The sequence below is a fragment of the Sporosarcina ureae genome (assembly GCF_029267015.1).
Lineage (GTDB): Bacteria > Bacillota > Bacilli > Bacillales_A > Planococcaceae > Sporosarcina > Sporosarcina ureae_D.
The window spans coordinates 108,174-124,943 of sequence record NZ_JARIEA010000071.1 but is presented as its reverse complement, the minus strand read 5'-3'; the positions used below and the strand labels follow the sequence as shown (position 1 = coordinate 124,943).

Genomic DNA, 16,770 nt, shown 5'->3' with positions numbered 1-16,770 from the left:
TAAGCGTTAAGCGCCGTTGCTCTAAAAACAAAGAAATTTTATACTCTAAACCGATAAACACATTAATTACAAAGACCCTTTAGTAGAAGGAACACCTTTTATTTCTGGGTTAATTGCGCTGGCGTCGCGTAGGGCGCGGCCGAAGCTTTTGAATACGGATTCGATGATGTGATGTGTGTTTTTTCCGTAGTTCAAGTTAATGTGTAATGTGATTTTAGCGTTGTTTGTGAATGCTAAGAAGAATTCTTCAACTAGTTCTGTGTCGAATTCGCCTACTTTGTCTTTCATTCCTTCTACGTTAAAGACGAGGAATGAGCGACCGCTAATATCGATCGATGCAGTGGATAGAGCTTCGTCCATTGGTGTGGATACAAGTCCGAAACGTTCTATTCCTTCTTTTGTACCGATACATTGGTTGAATAATTGTCCGAGTACGATACCTATGTCTTCTACCGAGTGGTGTTGATCTACTTCAATGTCGCCGTCGCATGTCACGGATAGATCAAAACGCCCGTGTTTTGCGAATGCCGTTAGCATATGGTCAAAGAATCCGACGCCAGTATTGATATTCGTCTCTCCTGTGCCGTCTAGTGAAAATTCCATTTCAATTGATGTTTCGCCTGTCTTACGTGTGAGTTGTTGTTTTCGCATTAGAATCCTGCCTTTCGTACTTTGATCGAATTGGCGTGTCCTGTTAACCGTTCGGCATCTGCCAATACTATGATGTCATTTGCCACTTCTGCCAAAGCATTCTCAGAATAATAGATAATACTCGACTTTTTCATGAAATCATACACACCTAACGGAGAAGAGAACGCTGCGGTTCCGCTCGTTGGCAATGTGTGATTGGGTCCTGCCATATAATCCCCCAACGCTTCGGGTGAGTGCTCTCCTAGGAATATGGCGCCTGCGTTTCGTATAGCAGCCAAGTGTTCCATTGGATTATCGATCATGAGTTCCAAGTGTTCAGGTGCCAATCGGTTGACGATATCAAATGCTTCTTGCAATGAATCGACAATAATGATGCGTCCGAATTGCTCAATAGACTGTGACGCAATTTCCTTACGATCAAGTTCAGCAAGCTGACGTTCCACTTCTTTTGAGAGCTTGTCCGCAAACGCTTGGCAAGTAGTGATGCAAACTGCTGCTGCCCGCTCATCGTGTTCCGCTTGAGATAGTAAATCTGCTGCCGCATAAACTGGGTTCGTATTCGTATCGGCCACCACACAAATTTCACTTGGTCCTGCAATCATATCAATGGCTACATCACCGAACACCCATTTTTTTGCACGAGCAACATATGCATTACCAGGTCCAGTAATTTTAACAACCTTTTCAATCGTCTCGGTACCGTAGGCTAACGCAGCTATCGCTTGTGCACCACCTACTTTATAGATACGGTGAACGCCCGCTTCTTTCGCTGCGACCAATACATGTGGATTGATTCTGCCATCGCGTTGTGGCGGTGTCACCATGGTAATCTGCCCTACTCCTGCAATCTTCGCTGGCAGTGCATTCATTAAAACGGTTGATGGGTAAGCCGCCTTTCCGCCTGGAACGTAAAGTCCCACGCTGTCGATCGGAGTAACTTTCTGGCCGAGCATGATTCCTTCGTTTGGATTTAAAAACCAAGATTGTTCTTTTTGTGCTTCGTGATATGTCGTAATTCGCTCTTTTGCTGAGCGCAGTGCACGATAGAAATCCTTTGTAACGGCTTGTTCTGCTTCATGGATTTCTGCTTCTGTGACCAATAGACTTTCTAGCTTTACTCCATCAAAACGTTCAGTGAAATCTAGAACGGCTGTATCCCCTTCGGAACGAACTTTATCGATAATATTTAAAACATTACGATCAAATTCCAAATTAGGTTGACTAGAATCATCGCGTTTTAGCAGTTCCTCAGTGAATTCAGCTCCACGAATAATCTTCATGAACGCACCTCCAAGCCTTCCTTCATATCTTTGATAAATTGCTGTATATCTTCAGTTTTCGTCGCATAACTCGCCTTATTTACAATTAAACGAGCACTGACATCAGCCATCTCCTGCAACACGACTAGACCATTTTCTTTTAATGTTGTACCTGTCTCAACAATGTCGACAATGACATCTGACATGCCGATTAAGGGTGCAAGTTCTATTGATCCATTTAACTTGATCATTTCTGTACGAATACCTTTTTTATCGAAATATTCTTTCGCGACTAATGGATATTTTGAAGCAACCGTCAAGAACGGTACATTTTCAACTGGCGTATTGGGATATCCCGCTACGGCAAGCTTACAACGCCCGATTCCCAAGTCCAGTAATTCATAGACATCACGGGGGTCTTCCATCATGACGTCTTTACCTACTATCCCTACGTCCGCCGCACCTTTCTCAACGTATACAGGGACATCTACTGCTTTGACAAATATTAGTTTAATCTTTTCTTTATCATCATAAATGACAAGCTTTCGGCTCTCATCGGTGAATTCAGAGAAATGTACATCCGATTTCTCGAGGAACTTCATTGCGCGTTCCGCTGTCCGTCCTTTTGCCATTGCTACTGTTAAATAATCCATTCAGGTACCCCTTTCTTGCTAGCGATAAAATCAAGCAACTGCTTGAAGTCGATGAACTCTTTTGCTTCTTGTTGATCTACTAGTTTATTTTGTTGTTCTGTTAATTGAATAGTATAAAGACTATCTGTCATAATTTCGGCTTCGCTCATAGGCTTTGAAATGACACGATAATCACGTTCTCTCAACTCGTTTGTAATATCAATTGCGTATTTGATACGACTCTCTTCATACAATACTGTCACATCGATGCTATATCGTTCTTTCTGGCCTTTGTTAGATGAAGCTTTCACTAATGATTCGATTTCACATGCAAAACCAATTGCAGGCAATCTCACCCCAAATTCTTCACTTAATGCATCATAGCGACCACCCATCAGTACCGGCTTTCCGAAATTCTCTACATAACCTTGGAAAATGATCCCTGAGTAATACCCCATATGATTGATTAAGCCTAGATCGATCACGATATGTTTTTTCAAGCCGTATAGTTCAACGATATTGCACGTTTGTTGAAGATAATCGATTGCTCTTTGTGCAGATTCACTAACCTGTAAGTTTTGTAGTCTTTCAAACACTACTTCGGGCGCTCCATATAATAGAGGCAATTGCTCGAGTACTTCTTTAATAGATGAATCAATCGATAATCTTTGCAGGAAAGGACCTATTTCCACAACGTTTTTCGCTTGAATCAACGTTTTGAGTTCAGCTGTTTGTTCTACTGTAATGTCGGAGTCCGCAATCAATTCATTGAAAAATCCTGCATAGCCGATCTCGATTTTCACATCTGAGAAGCCTACATCACGTAATGCGTGACATGCTAGCATGATCGTTTCTGCATCTGAAGCGGGTGAACTTTTGCAATAGAATTCGACTCCTGCTTGTGTCTTACCGATACGCTCACTTTCCTGGAATGTCTGTCTGAAGACTTCTTGGACGTAATAATAACGCATTTCTTCCGGCAAGTTATCATGCAATTGGACGAGTTGCTGAGTCAATGGGATTGTGACATCGGGCCGTAATACAAGTACTTCACCCGTATAATCAATCACTTTGATCATTTCGTTTTGATTGATTGAGGTACGTACATTAGAATACAAATCATATTGTTCAAACGCGGATGTTTTAATGCGTTTATAGCCATATGTAGTAAATCTTTTTCCTAATGTGTTAATAATCTTTTCATGCTTTTCATGTTCGTTTCCAAGAATTTCAGAATACAAAATTTCTTCAACCGCCTTCCATGTGTTCGTGCACTTCACTGCTTTACCACGATAAAGTTAATTATTACTATAATGGGTATGTAGAGTATTGTCAACTGTTAGTAGCATCATTCATCTGCTACAATATGTACTATAGAAAAGGAGACTTGAGACTATGTTTGATTATCATATGCACAGCGCATTTTCAGCAGATTGTGAAATACCTATGGAAGAGATGGCAAAAGCATCTATAGCCAAAGGACTTACTGAAATCTGTTTTACCGATCACATCGATTATGAATATCCCGATGAAACAATTCATTTCGATTTCGATAAACTAGAATATGCTCAAAAGATTATTCAGTTGAATGAACAATTCAATGGACAGCTTACAATTAAAAAAGGTGTGGAAATAGGATTGCAACCAGACTTACTCCACCTCTATGAAGAATTAATGGACGAGCATGAATTTGACTTTGTGATTTGTTCACTGCATACAGTCGAAAATAAGTCCCTACATTATCGTGAGTTGTTTGAAGATCGTTCAACAGAGGCAGCTTTTGAGACGTATTATAAGGAATTACTATATTGTGTTCAGCATTATAAGCGCTACAGTGTGCTAGGGCATGCAGATCTGATCAAGCGTTATACTGATCAGCCGCCAGCCAATCTATTTCATGACTATTTAGAAAAGATCTTCAATACCATTATACCAGAAGGCAAAGGGATTGAACTGAATACTTCGGGAACTCGTTACGGACTGTCGCATAATATGCCAAGTGAAGATATTTTGCGTTTATATAAGCAATGTGGCGGCGAAATTATTACTTTAGGTTCTGATGCGCACAAAACAAAAGATATTGCACATGAATTCAAAGAATCCCTGGAGTTATATCAGTCGATTGGCTTTAATTATTTAGCTACCTTCACAGAAGGCAAGCCTGAATTCCATAAAATTTCATCATTATGAGTAAAATAAAAAAGTGACGAAACTTCAATAGGTTTTCGTCACTTTTTATTTCAAGTAAGATTCACTTCCTGAAAACCCAAGTTTTCAATAATGCCAAACGTTCACGAATCAATACTTTCGCTTTTACAGATTCAGGTGTCTTTGCCGCAACAATATCAGACTTCCATCCAAGCTGTTTTGCAAGAAACCTTGCCCTAGCCAAGTGATAATCACTGCTAATAATAGTGACACCGGACACTTCGGGAATGATCTTCTGGCTGAATTGCAGATTTTCATATGTAGAAGTGGATTGATCCTCAATAAGGAGACGATCTTCCGTAATCCCATGCTCTTTTAGATAACGATACATCGCTTCGGCTTCGCTAATCCCCTCGTCGTTTCCTTGTCCACCTGAAAGCACAAGCTTTACATGTGGATATTGAATTGCATAGTCTACAGCACTTTCTAATCGATAGCGTAATGATAGTGAAGGAATTTCTCCGTTCACTTTGGCACCTAGAATTATCACATAGTCATAGGATCCGTCCGCTTTCATTTGCTGCGCTTGCTTTATTCGCTCCCCTGGTAACATCCAAAACATCCCCAGTCCCGAAATGATCAATACCGCCACTATTGTCATACCCCAAAACTTCTTCATTCAGTCGCCCCTCTTCTATATTCATAAGACGGAATTAAATGAAAAGTAGTTCCAAAAAAAGCAACGAAGCTTTTGGCCTCGCTGCTCTTCACATACAACTTAGGGTGTTTTAACAATTTGTTTTTTATTAACCATACTGTGCACTTCTGTAGGTAGTCCCCAAAGTTTGATGAATCCTACTGCCGCTGCTTGGTCAAATTCATCATCAGATGTATACGTTGCTAGTTTCTCATCATATAAGGAGTTCGGTGATTTACGACCTTCCACTATAGCATGGCCTTTGAAGAGCTTCACACGGACTGTACCGTTAACATATTGCTGTGTGTCCTTAATGAACGCTTCAAGCGACTCACGCAAAGGAGAGAACCAAAGACCGTTGTAAATTAATTCACCAAGTTTTTGTGAAATAATCGGTTTAAAGTGCGCTAATTCTTTTACAAGTGTCAAATCTTCTAATTCCTTATGCGCTTTTAATAAAGTAATAGCCCCTGGTGCTTCATAGACTTCACGAGACTTGATACCGACCAACCGATTTTCTACGTGATCGATACGACCGACACCATGTTTGCCAGCTACTTCATTCAACTTCGTGATCAGATCACTTAACAAATACTTTTCTCCATCCATTGTGACAGGAACACCTTGCTCAAAGCCGATCTCGATGATATCTGCTATATCAGGCGCATTTTCAATAGATACAGTCAAACCAAAAGCATCTTCTGGTGGTGTTGCCCAAGGATCTTCTAGAATTCCACATTCATTGGCACGTCCCCATAAATTTTGGTCCACTGAGTACGGATTATCTAAGTCTATGGGAATTGGAATATTATGTTCTTGTGCATAATGAATCTCTTCTTCACGTGACCAGCTCCATGAACGAACTGGCGCTACAACTTCAAGTGAAGGATCTAGTGACTTGATCGCGACTTCAAAACGTACTTGGTCATTTCCTTTTCCTGTACATCCATGAGCAACTGCAGTTGCTTGTTCCTTGTGTGCAATTTCCACCAACTTCTTGGAAATGAGAGGACGGGATAAGGCAGAGACCAATGGATATTTATTTTCATAATATGTTTGAGCTTGCAATGAAAGAAGGACAAAATCCTGTGCGAATTCTTCACCTGCATCAATAACATAGCTGCTAACCGCGCCAACTGTAAGAGCTTTTTCCTTAATGAAGTCAAGGTCTTTCCCTTCGCCAACATCTAAGCAAACCGCTATTACGCTATATCCTTGATCTGTTAACCATTGAATCGCAACTGATGTGTCTAAACCGCCTGAATAGGCTAAAACGACTTTCTTCTTTTCCATGGGTAAATCCCCCTTCATGCAAGTGCATGTATGTTTATTCAACTTAATGTATTTTTATAATAACATATTTCATTTAAAACACAATAGAAAAGCACAAAAAAACAGACACATTATGTAAATAAATATGTCTGTTTTATATAACTTATCGAATTCCGTGCGCAACCATTGCATCGGCTACTCGTAGGAAGCCTGCTACGTTAGCGCCCATTACAAGATTGCCTGGTTTACCGTAATCCACTGCTGCCGCACTACAGTCTTTATAGATATTCTGCATAACTTCTTTCAAATGCATATCCACTTGTTCTTCTGACCAAGATAGACGTTGGCTGTTCTGGGACATCTCCATAGCAGAAACAGCTACCCCACCCGCATTGGCAGCTTTTGCCGGTGCGAATAATACATTGTGCTCTTGGAAAATTATAATCGCTTCAATTGTACAAGGCATATTCGCGCCTTCACCAACTGCTTTAACGCCATTTGCAATCAGCATATGTGCTGCAATCTCATCGATTTCATTTTGCGTGGCACATGGAAGTGCAATATCACATGGAATAGACCAAATTTCTGAACAGTCTGCATGATACTCTGCATCAAGATGTTCTTTCGTATATTCCCAAATACGTTTATTGCCGAATTCTTTAAGTTCTTTGACTAAGTCTAGATCAATTCCATTCTTGTCGTAAATATAACCATCAGAGTCACTACATGCTACAACTTTCGCTCCAAGTTGCATCGCTTTTTCCATCGCATATGTGGATACGTTACCGGACCCTGACACTACGACTGTCTGGCCTTCTAACGAAAGATTGTTTTCCTTCAGCATTTCATCTACAAAGTATACTGTACCGTAACCCGTTGCTTCTTTACGGCCGAGGCTACCACCATGGTCAGGGTTTTTCCCTGTTAGGATACCTGCTTCATATCCACCTTTAATACGATTGTATTGACCAAATAGATAACCGATTTCACGTTTACCAACACCAATATCCCCTGCTGGTACATCAATATCAGGTCCAATATGTCTGCTGAGCTCTGTCATGAAGCTTTGTGTGAAACGCATGACCTCACGATCAGACTTACCTTTAGGATCAAAATCAGATCCACCTTTACCCGCACCAATCGGCTGCCCTGTTAAAGCATTTTTGAAAATTTGCTCGAACGCAAGGAACTTCATAATACTATTATTAACGGATGGGTGGAAACGAAGTCCACCTTTGTAAGGACCGAGATCACTATTAAACTGAACACGGTAACCTCTATTCACCTGTACTCTGCCTTTGTCATCTTCCCAAGCCACCCGGAATGAAATAATTCGCTCCGGCTCTGTGATGCGCTCAAGAATTCCATTTTCCATAAATTCGGGATGCTTAGCAAAGACTGGACGAAGGGAATCAAAGATTTCTCTTGTCGCTTGTAGGAATTCCTTTTCATCTGGATTCCTCTTTTTCACCAACTCATATACATTATGAACGTAATCATTTGCTCGTTTACGATTGTTGTATTCTACCTCATCGACCTTTGTCATTTGCGACCATCCCTTTCCTTAGTTGTTAATTAAAACTGTCGACTGACCAGTCGCTCACTTATTCAGTAGTTATAAATCAAAATAACGGTCTTAAAAGATTCAACTCTACTGAATAAATTGAATTTTAATTGTTCGAAATATTTCTTTGTATTCCAATATTATCACTGAAAAGATAGCAAGTTACAAGATTTTTTTAGAATATCTCTGTTTTCTCTTAACTTTTGTGTCAATTTTATGTATTATTTCAAACTTTATTATTTACATTTGACAGAATTCAGAGTATTATTAATCTATTCAAACAAACTATGTGAAGTCATAAATGTAAGCGCATACACATACTAGTGAGAACAATACGAAAAGAAAGAGGCGAAGCGCCATGACAAAGAAAACAAGTACATTTCGATCATTCCTGGGAGCTAATTTACTCCTCATCATGACTTTTGCTTTCCTACCTGCTTTACTCGTAAATCCAGATATGGATATGTTCCAAAGTGCTATGAAACTGTTAAATAACGAATGAGCCACATATGACAGAGCCTTTCCTATTCTAGGAAGGCTTTTATTTATTGAATTTCAAGTTTAGTTACTACATTCACATCTCGACATCCACTCTTTACATCAAAATAACGAAACTAGTTAATCGTAAGTAAAGAGCAGCTCAAGGAAGATTAACTCGACAGATGAAACAACTAAAAGGAACGAAATGACTAGTTGTTTCACCGCGAGCCCTACCAAACTCTTTAAATTTATCGCTTTCTAATAGTAAATCGATCATCTAACAACAACCAATTCTGTGGGAATGCAAGGCCTAGTTTCCAGTACATAATGCCTCGCAACTTAAACTTTTTAAGCAAATCAAACTTCGCATTGATACTTCGTGCATCTTCAAACCACACTTCATGTTCGATTCCTTGTTCATCGTAATACGTATAATGTGGCGCCTGAGCTAATGCGTCGTATTCAATTGCAGCATTTTGTTCGATCGCTAGATTAGTCGCCATTCTCGGACTCAGTGCCGTTGCGGCTTTGCTGTCTGGCTGACCAAACGGAGCCATCCAGTCATACCCATACAGATTTTGACCTAAAAATACTTTTTCTTTCGGAATTTGACTAACAGCATATTCTACTACTTTCGTGACAGGACCAATTGGGCTAACAGCTTGCGGTGCACTATAAGTATATCCCCACTCATACGTCATCAACACCACGAAATCTACAATCTCACCATGTACTTTATAATCATGGGCACCATAAATTCCAGTTGTTACTTCACCAGCTTTTGGCGCCAGTGCCGTAGAAATCGTAAGGCCGGCATTATGAATTTGCTCGGTAGCATTGCGTAATAATTCATTATATAATTCTCGATCTTCAGGGAACAATAACTCAAAGTCGAAATGAATATCTTTATAACCAATTTCATTCGCAATTGAAATGGCACTTTGAATCATTCGATTTTGAGCTTCTTTATCGGTGAATATTACATGCGCTAGCTCTGCACTAAATGTATAGTTTTCTAAGTTGGTCAGCACCAGCATATTTAGAACGCCTGCATTTTGGGCGGTCGTTGGAATATCTGCTATAGCAGGCATTTTGAGCGAACCATCGCGTTGCACTTCATAACTGAACATAGCCAGATACGTCAAACCATCCACACGTTCACGAACTTCAGCCAACATAGCCTGACTGACTGGATTACGCGTTTCTACATATAACAAAGAATCAATCAGTGTTTTCACTTCTTGCGGTATATAGAGTCGCTGTCCAACCAATAGTCTTGCAGCAGGATTAATTGCATTGATTCTTGCCAAGCGTGCGACCGAAAGACCGTATCTCTGTGCAATTGTATATAAACTATCTCCAGGTCGCACCCAATAGTACGAGCCTATAATTGGTATAACAAGCGCTTGTCCTACTGCCAGTCGCGTATCACTTTCCAATTCATTTGCATCAGCGATTTGTTCGTACGGAACACCATATATTTTACCGATTTCATATAAACTCTCACCTTGCGAAACCACATGGATCTGCATGCATTCCCACTACCCTTCTTGAGTTCTATCCTTATGTTATGTTTGCACGTAACGAACTATGCATGAATCATAAATGCCATTTCACATGTATAAGATTTTGACGACCTCACATGCTACTCTCGATGTACACGACTACTAAAGGAGGAATTATATTTGACCAATCAATTCGAAACATCTCAACACATGCAAGGCGGAGCAGTCCCCCCATCAATGAATCATGGCGGACACGAGTTATTTGATGTCAAAGAAGTGCTAAGCGCGACTCTCGGAGCATTGAACCAAGCGATGATTTTACGTCCACATGTCCAAGATCCAGAACTTCTCGATATTCTCGATCGACAATACCGATTCACGCTGGATGAATACAATATCCTTGTCGAAAGTTTTAAGACCGGCAAAGACCCTTCACATCCTACACAGAGCTATCAAATGAAAGCAGGCAGCGATTTCATTTACGGCATGAAAGAAAAAGCACCATCTAAACCGATTCAATCTACAGGTGAAATCACCGATGAAATCATCTCCGGTTTGCTGCTAGGCGCTACAAAAGAAGGCGCTACAGGCAAAACAGCTGCTTCATTAGAAGTATGTAATCCAGTCGTCCGCCGTGTACTTGCAGATTCTGTGCCAAACTGTATAGAAATGGCATACGAATTATCTATTTATCAAAATAAACACCAATATTACCAAGTACCACAATTAAATGATCAGGATATGAATTTATTGCTGAATTCATTTGCGCCTTCACAAGGCCAACCTGCTTTACCAAAAAACATTCAATAAGTCATGGCTACAAGCAGATGGAGTATTTGCCCATCTGCTTTTTTGCATTTACACTCGTTATATTTGTATACTATATAGAAGAATACAATAGAGGAGTGTCTATATGAAAGTTGCGATATTTGATTTTGATGGTACGTTGTACACGAAAGAAACCTTTAAATTACTTATGGAGCAATTAAAGAATCATCCTAAATACAAGCAGTACTATGGAAAATTCTATCGCTCGATATTACCGCTATATATTCGTTATAAACTCAAAATTCTACCTGAATCTGTTATGAAAGAACGTTCTATGCGTCTTTATCTCCAAGCTTTGGATTCATTGTCAATGACAGAACTACATGAGTATTTTAAAGGCATGCATAACGTAATGTTGCCTGACTTCAATGAACAAGTCGTTAATCGGCTAGCCGAACATAAAAAAGATGGATACCATGTCTTGCTCGTCTCTGGAGCTTATACTCCTTTTTTGAAAGCTGTTACAAGTCATCTAACATTCGATAAGATTATTGGCACAGACATACCTTCAAATGGAGATGAACTAGCGATGGATCAGCCTTTTCTACATATTCAAGGCACACGAAAAAATGAACAAATCGAGCATGTACTGCAAGGGGAAACTGTGAATTGGGATAATAGCTTTGCTTATGGTGACAGTATTTCAGATCTTCCAGTCTTAGAGAAAGTTGGGTACCCTGTAGCAGTTCGTCCAGATGAAAAACTTACTGCAGTGGCTAAAAAAAGAAAGTGGGAAATACTATAAAAAACGTGAAGAGCTCTGACGATATCAGGGCTCTTCACGTTAAGTTGATTTTAATGTATTAATGTATAAACTGCCATCTGTCTGAATTTCTGCATAAAGAACATGCTCTGGCTTGGAAATTCCTTGCTTTTTCAGTTGTTCTGTTAGCCAATTATCAGTCAATTGAAGTTCCCGCATATTTTTCTCTTCTACTTTCCCATTAGTAATAATTTCAGTCGGAATATATTTTGGCGTCGGTGATGGAGCTTTGACATCTTTCTTCGTCGCATATTTCTCACCCGTATTTAACATGACACTTAAATTACCATTCGTTTCAAATATCGCGTAATTGACATCTTTCACCGAAAATACCGACTGCTCTCGTAGCATCATATTTAGATCATTGAAACTCAACCGTAATTTACGCATGGAACCTTCTAGGATTTTTCCATTCTGAATGACAATCATTGGTTTATCATCGAGTAATACTCGAAGTTTGATGGATTTGAACGATAAAAAGTTGGCAAGTATCGTTAACACCGCCCACAAAATCATTCCATATAAACCATTCAAGAACGGAGTTTCAGACTCCCCTGCCAAATTGGCTGCAATCGAACCAATTGTAATACCAGTCACATAATGAAAGAACGTCAATTGAGACACTTGTTTCTTCCCCATGAAACGCGCTAAAATCAACAGCACAATAAATGAGATCACCGTTCGTAACGTCATTTCCCAAAAAGCCAATTCCCAAAATTCATCTATGTTCACTGCATACACCTCCAGTAGTCGGAGTATGTGCAAACTATAGGAATTTATACAACAATTCTTTTAACTCCAGTTGTAAGGAGTTTTTTGGTAGACGTAGTAATTGAGCCAATTGGAGAATAATAAATGGGTATGAGAACGCCAAGTATTTAAAGGCTCATTTGTCGGATCATCATTCGGATAATAGTTTTCCGGAACATCAATATCCGCTCCTTTTTCTATATCACGCGTGTATTCATCCCCTAATGTGTGTGCATCGTACTCTAAATGTCCCGTGACCATAATATGCTTTGCATCATTTGAGATTACAATGAATGCACCTGCCTCTTCAGAAGCAGATAGTAAAGTCAATTCGGGATGACTCTTTATTTCTTCTAATGGCACTCCTGTATGACGTGAATGTGGCGCTACAAATACATCATTGAATCCTCGTGCCAAGTTCACTGTCGGATCGGTAATGTCATGTGAAAACACTCCAAAACACTTCTTTGGCAACTCGAACTTGTCAATTCCATAATGATGATAAAGCGCTGCTTGTGCCCCCCAACAAATATGAAGTACAGACGTTACATTCGTTTTTGTCCACTCCATAATTTCCTCCAACTCTTTCCAATACACTACATCTTCAAATTGTAGAAGTTCGATTGGGGCACCTGTAATGATCATACCGTCAAAACGACGATTTTTGACATGTTCGAAGGTAGTATAGAAAGTTTCTAGATGATTCTGACTGACGTTTTTTGAAACGTAGGTAGCCGTATTAAGAAATGTAACATTTACTTGTAATGGTGTATTACCAAGCAATCGAAGTAATTGTAATTCTGTCTTTTCTTTTTCAGGCATCAAGTTTAAGATCAATATATTAATTGGACGGATATCCTGTGTAGTCGCACGTTCTTCATCCATAATAAAGATTTTTTCTTCTTTCAATAATTCCCCTGCTGGTAGATGTTTTGGTATGTTAATCGGCATGCTAATTCCCCCTTGAAGATCTATTATTATTATTATTATTTCTATACAAAAAGCCCTCATTTCTCTTGGATAAGAAAATGAGGGTTGACCGTTCACCGTTCTTATCTCTCAAGACAACAATCTTGTTGGAGGTAGCACCTTCCTGTTTGCACAGAGGTTGCTGAAGCTTCATCAGGCCAAATCCCTCAGCTTCTCTTGATAAGAAATATTTAATTACTGACTATTATAGCATTAATAATTTAATTGTATAGCAGAATTATCGAATTGTTCTGCGCATTCAAGTTTTGTAAATTGTAGATAGTATATTTTTGTGTATAATAGAAATTACCAACTACATTTCTTCGAGGAGGAGCTTATGAAGTCTTTAGGTATTGTTCGTAAAGTAGATCATCTCGGTAGGATTGTGATTCCAAAAGAACTTCGAAATTCTCTGTCAATCGATAAGGGTGATCCTATCGAAATTTTCGCAGAGGACGATAGAATAATTTTAAGAAAGTATCAAGTCAACAGAGCATGTTTCATCACGGGTGAAGTGATGGAAGAAAATAAACAGTTGTCAAACGGTCTATTCATTAGTCCACGGGGCGCAGAAATCCTGATGGAGCAATTGAAAGATTACACAAAATAAAACACATAACAACTAATGGAGCATGTGGCTCAATAGAAAAGGACTGAAAACAACTTTTATCGTTGTCTTCAGTCCTTTGTTTAGTTGTATCCATGATCTCAATTATGGATACAGTAAATTACGCCAAGCTATTAATAAATTCTTCGATTTCTTCTTTAGTTTTACGATTTTTACTAACGAACCGGCCTGTTTCTGTCCCTTTGCTGAACGCTATGAAGCTCGGAATACCGAATATATCCAACTGACTGCATAGATCAATGAAATCGTCACGATCAACAGAGACAAATTCGTATTCCTTAAATTCCGTTTCCAATGTCGGTAAGAATGGTTCAATCACTCTACAATCCGGACACCAATCTGCAGTGAATAAGAAAATGACTCGTTCTCGTTGTTTAAGTTGCTCAAACTGCTCTAGAGATTCTAAATTTTTCAATTCCAAACACTCCTTTTTACGAATAGTATAAGGTCACTATAGCACGCTTACTAGTACATCTTCTCTTCAGACGACTTATGCCATTTCCATTTACTAAATCGAAATTAGGATATATCTTTATAATTAACGTCCAAAACACGAACGTTCACAAATAATTCACTATTTACGTTCGTATTTGACTGTTTTCTGTTTTTTGCAGGAAAGCAATTGACAATAGTTTTTGACGTGTTATGATAAATCTAAATTAATAGTTGATTAACAATTTCGACGAAGAGATACCTTCCTTTAACGAATTTTCTAGAGAGCTGATGCAGTGGTGAAAATCAGCAAATTCCAAGGTTGGAGGCACTTCCGAATTGATTGGCTGAACTTTTTTAGTAGGCTGGTCCGTCACATGTACGTTACGCATGCTGAATGAAGGCTGCTTTTGCAGCAAAACAAGGGTGGTACCGCGTTAGTTTATCGAGCTTTTCGCCCCTTACTTATATGTAAGGGATGGAAGGCTTTTTTATTTTAGCTAAAAGGAGGTAACCCGTAACATACATATACGGTCAATCACACATAGTTTTTTCACTAAAAAATCCACTACAAACAATTGAAGGAGAGAATGAATACCATGGCTTTTAAAATACTTATTAGTGACCCACTTAGCGAGGACGGAATTTTCCCACTACGACAAGCAGAAGGTTTTGAAGTTGTAATGGAGACAAACTTAACACCTGATCAGTTGAAAGAGCGAATCAAAGGCTTTGACGCACTATTAGTTCGTAGTCAGACAACCGTTACTAAAGAATTGTTGGAATCAGCAGATCAACTAAAAATCATCGGTCGTGCAGGTGTAGGTGTCGATAATATCGATTTGGACGCAGCAACTGAAAAAGGAATTATTGTTGTCAACGCTCCAGACGGTAACACGAACTCCGCTGCAGAGCACACAATTGCAATGATGATGTCTATGGCACGTAAAATTCCTCAGGCTTTCAACTCATTAAAAAACAATAAATGGGATAGAAAATCATTCCTAGGTGTGGAATTGAAAAATAAAACTTTAGGAATCATCGGACTTGGCCGTATCGGTGCTGAAGTGGCAAGACGTGCAAGAGGACAGCGTATGAATGTAGTAGCATATGATCCGTTTCTAACTGAAGATATTGCGAAGAAGTTAGGTATTGAAATCGGAACAGTAGATGAAGTACTCGAAGCAGCAGACTTCATTACAGTTCATACCCCACTACTTAAAGAGACGCGCAGAATGATCAATAAAGATGCTTTTGCGAAAATGAAAGACGGTGTACAAATTATCAACTGTGCACGCGGTGGAATCATTGACGAAGATGCTTTATATGACGCAATTGTCGCTGGTAAAGTAGCGGGTGCTGCATTGGACGTATTCGAGGAAGAGCCATTCGTAGGTCACAAATTATTAACTTTAGATGAAGTGATCGCAACTCCTCACTTGGGAGCAAGTACATTCGAAGCACAGGAATCAGTCGCAGTTGACGTAAGCCGCGATGTAGTGAACTTCCTGACAATCGGATCTGTTCGTAACCCAGTGAACTTGCCATCTGTTTCCCGTGATGTGTTGGCGAAAATCGAACCATTCTTCGATCTTACGGAGAAATTGGGCATGTTCTTATCACAAATTCAAAACTCGGTTATCCATGAAATCAACATTCAGTATGCTGGAGAATTGGCAAACTACGATGTACGAGCATTAACTCGTAATACGGTTAAAGGTATTTTGAAGCGTAATCTTGGCGAAACTGTAAATGATGTAAACGCGAAGCTATTAGCTGATCGTTACGGCATTAAAGTGAATGAACAAAAAACAACTACAGGTAAAGGCTTCTCGAACCTGATTACAGTAGAAATCGTTACAGAAAAAGGTGTCCGCAAAGTAGCAGGTACACTTCTGAACGGTCTAGGAGCACGTATTGTAAAAGTCGATGATTATGTAGTGGATGCGATTCCTAGCGGTCACTTATTATTCATCCGCCACATGGATCAGCCAGGTGCAATTGGTCGTGTAGGTACACTTCTAGCAAATGAAAACATCAACATAGCAGCGATGCAGGTTGGACGTTCTACTGAAGGTGGATATGCAATTATGATGTTAGCTGTTGACCACCACGTTGAGGCTGATTCGATCAAGCGTATTAAAGAAGTTCAAAATATTAATGATGCTAAAGCAATAGATCTATAAGAATAA

Annotated in this window: 17 protein-coding genes and 1 riboswitch; of the genes, 6 read left to right on the top strand and 11 right to left on the bottom strand. The window is 39.4% G+C overall.

The window, feature by feature from the left end; all coding sequences use genetic code 11:
- Window positions 1-66: 66 nt before the first annotated feature.
- Genes hisB through hisZ form a run of 4 tightly spaced genes read right to left on the bottom strand, consistent with a single transcriptional unit; the run spans window position 67 to window position 3,783 of the window.
- Window positions 67-651, bottom strand: coding sequence for an imidazoleglycerol-phosphate dehydratase HisB (gene hisB, locus Q7P97_RS12505; RefSeq protein WP_303969489.1), 585 nt, complete (start codon window positions 649-651; stop codon window positions 67-69).
- Window positions 651-1,931, bottom strand: a complete 1,281-nt coding sequence (gene hisD, locus Q7P97_RS12500; RefSeq protein ID WP_303969488.1) for a histidinol dehydrogenase — start codon at window positions 1,929-1,931, stop codon at window positions 651-653. The genes hisB and hisD overlap by 1 nt, the downstream gene beginning before the upstream one ends.
- Window positions 1,928-2,563 carry an ATP phosphoribosyltransferase gene (gene hisG, locus Q7P97_RS12495; protein WP_303969487.1) on the bottom strand — a complete coding sequence of 212 codons (636 nt, stop codon included), beginning with the start codon at window positions 2,561-2,563 and terminating at the stop codon, window positions 1,928-1,930. Before hisG ends, hisD begins: the two co-directional genes overlap by 4 nt.
- Window positions 2,551-3,783: an ATP phosphoribosyltransferase regulatory subunit gene (gene hisZ / locus Q7P97_RS12490; RefSeq protein ID WP_303969486.1), complete on the bottom strand. Its 1,233-nt coding sequence runs from the start codon at window positions 3,781-3,783 to the stop codon at window positions 2,551-2,553. The genes hisG and hisZ overlap by 13 nt, the downstream gene beginning before the upstream one ends.
- A gap of 154 nt (window positions 3,784-3,937) precedes the next feature.
- Between hisZ and Q7P97_RS12485 the strand changes: the two genes are divergently transcribed.
- Entirely contained in the window at window positions 3,938-4,732 is a 795-nt protein-coding gene (locus Q7P97_RS12485) for a histidinol-phosphatase HisJ family protein (protein WP_303969485.1), read from the top strand.
- A 61-nt stretch (window positions 4,733-4,793) separates the two neighbouring features.
- Here the strand turns inward: Q7P97_RS12485 and Q7P97_RS12480 are convergent, their stop codons facing one another.
- The 3 genes from Q7P97_RS12480 to gdhA form a co-directional block, all read right to left on the bottom strand.
- The gene (locus Q7P97_RS12480; protein WP_303969484.1) at window positions 4,794-5,369 is read right to left on the bottom strand and encodes a YdcF family protein; all 576 of its coding nucleotides are present in this window, start codon (window positions 5,367-5,369) and stop codon (window positions 4,794-4,796) included.
- A gap of 99 nt (window positions 5,370-5,468) precedes the next feature.
- The gene (locus Q7P97_RS12475; protein ID WP_303969483.1) at window positions 5,469-6,680 is read right to left on the bottom strand and encodes an argininosuccinate synthase; all 1,212 of its coding nucleotides are present in this window, start codon (window positions 6,678-6,680) and stop codon (window positions 5,469-5,471) included.
- Between the two features lie 142 nt (window positions 6,681-6,822).
- A complete protein-coding gene (gdhA, locus tag Q7P97_RS12470; protein WP_303969482.1) occupies window positions 6,823-8,205 on the bottom strand; it encodes an NADP-specific glutamate dehydrogenase in 1,383 nt (460 codons plus the stop codon).
- 376 nt (window positions 8,206-8,581) lie between these two features.
- On the opposite strand from gdhA, the gene Q7P97_RS12465 reads away from it, so the two are divergent.
- Window positions 8,582-8,725 carry a hypothetical protein gene (locus Q7P97_RS12465; RefSeq protein ID WP_199170377.1) on the top strand — a complete coding sequence of 48 codons (144 nt, stop codon included), beginning with the start codon at window positions 8,582-8,584 and terminating at the stop codon, window positions 8,723-8,725.
- Window positions 8,726-8,951: 226 nt separating this feature from the next.
- Here the strand turns inward: Q7P97_RS12465 and Q7P97_RS12460 are convergent, their stop codons facing one another.
- Window positions 8,952-10,235 (bottom strand): LysM peptidoglycan-binding domain-containing protein, encoded by a 1,284-nt coding sequence (locus Q7P97_RS12460; protein ID WP_303969481.1) that lies wholly within the window; start codon window positions 10,233-10,235, stop codon window positions 8,952-8,954.
- A gap of 183 nt (window positions 10,236-10,418) precedes the next feature.
- Between Q7P97_RS12460 and Q7P97_RS12455 the strand changes: the two genes are divergently transcribed.
- Entirely contained in the window at window positions 10,419-11,018 is a 600-nt protein-coding gene (locus Q7P97_RS12455) for a spore coat protein (protein WP_303969509.1), read from the top strand.
- A gap of 103 nt (window positions 11,019-11,121) precedes the next feature.
- Window positions 11,122-11,781, top strand: a complete 660-nt coding sequence (locus Q7P97_RS12450) for an HAD family hydrolase (protein WP_303969480.1) — start codon at window positions 11,122-11,124, stop codon at window positions 11,779-11,781.
- Window positions 11,782-11,820: 39 nt separating this feature from the next.
- Here the strand turns inward: Q7P97_RS12450 and Q7P97_RS12445 are convergent, their stop codons facing one another.
- Window positions 11,821-12,531, bottom strand: coding sequence for a YetF domain-containing protein (locus tag Q7P97_RS12445; RefSeq protein WP_498052686.1), 711 nt, complete (start codon window positions 12,529-12,531; stop codon window positions 11,821-11,823).
- Between the two features lie 60 nt (window positions 12,532-12,591).
- Window positions 12,592-13,500 carry a homoserine O-acetyltransferase MetA gene (gene metA / locus Q7P97_RS12440; RefSeq protein WP_303969479.1) on the bottom strand — a complete coding sequence of 303 codons (909 nt, stop codon included), beginning with the start codon at window positions 13,498-13,500 and terminating at the stop codon, window positions 12,592-12,594.
- Window positions 13,501-13,598: 98 nt separating this feature from the next.
- Window positions 13,599-13,705, bottom strand: a riboswitch (SAM riboswitch).
- A 150-nt stretch (window positions 13,706-13,855) separates the two neighbouring features.
- On the opposite strand from metA, the gene Q7P97_RS12435 reads away from it, so the two are divergent.
- Window positions 13,856-14,128 carry an AbrB/MazE/SpoVT family DNA-binding domain-containing protein gene (locus Q7P97_RS12435; protein ID WP_303969478.1) on the top strand — a complete coding sequence of 91 codons (273 nt, stop codon included), beginning with the start codon at window positions 13,856-13,858 and terminating at the stop codon, window positions 14,126-14,128.
- 118 nt (window positions 14,129-14,246) lie between these two features.
- On the opposite strand, the gene Q7P97_RS12430 is transcribed toward Q7P97_RS12435, so the two are convergent.
- Window positions 14,247-14,561, bottom strand: a complete 315-nt coding sequence (locus Q7P97_RS12430) for a thioredoxin family protein (RefSeq protein WP_303969477.1) — start codon at window positions 14,559-14,561, stop codon at window positions 14,247-14,249.
- Window positions 14,562-15,177: 616 nt separating this feature from the next.
- Between Q7P97_RS12430 and serA the strand changes: the two genes are divergently transcribed.
- Window positions 15,178-16,764, top strand: a complete 1,587-nt coding sequence (gene serA, locus Q7P97_RS12425) for a phosphoglycerate dehydrogenase (protein ID WP_303969476.1) — start codon at window positions 15,178-15,180, stop codon at window positions 16,762-16,764.
- Window positions 16,765-16,770 lie beyond the last annotated feature (6 nt).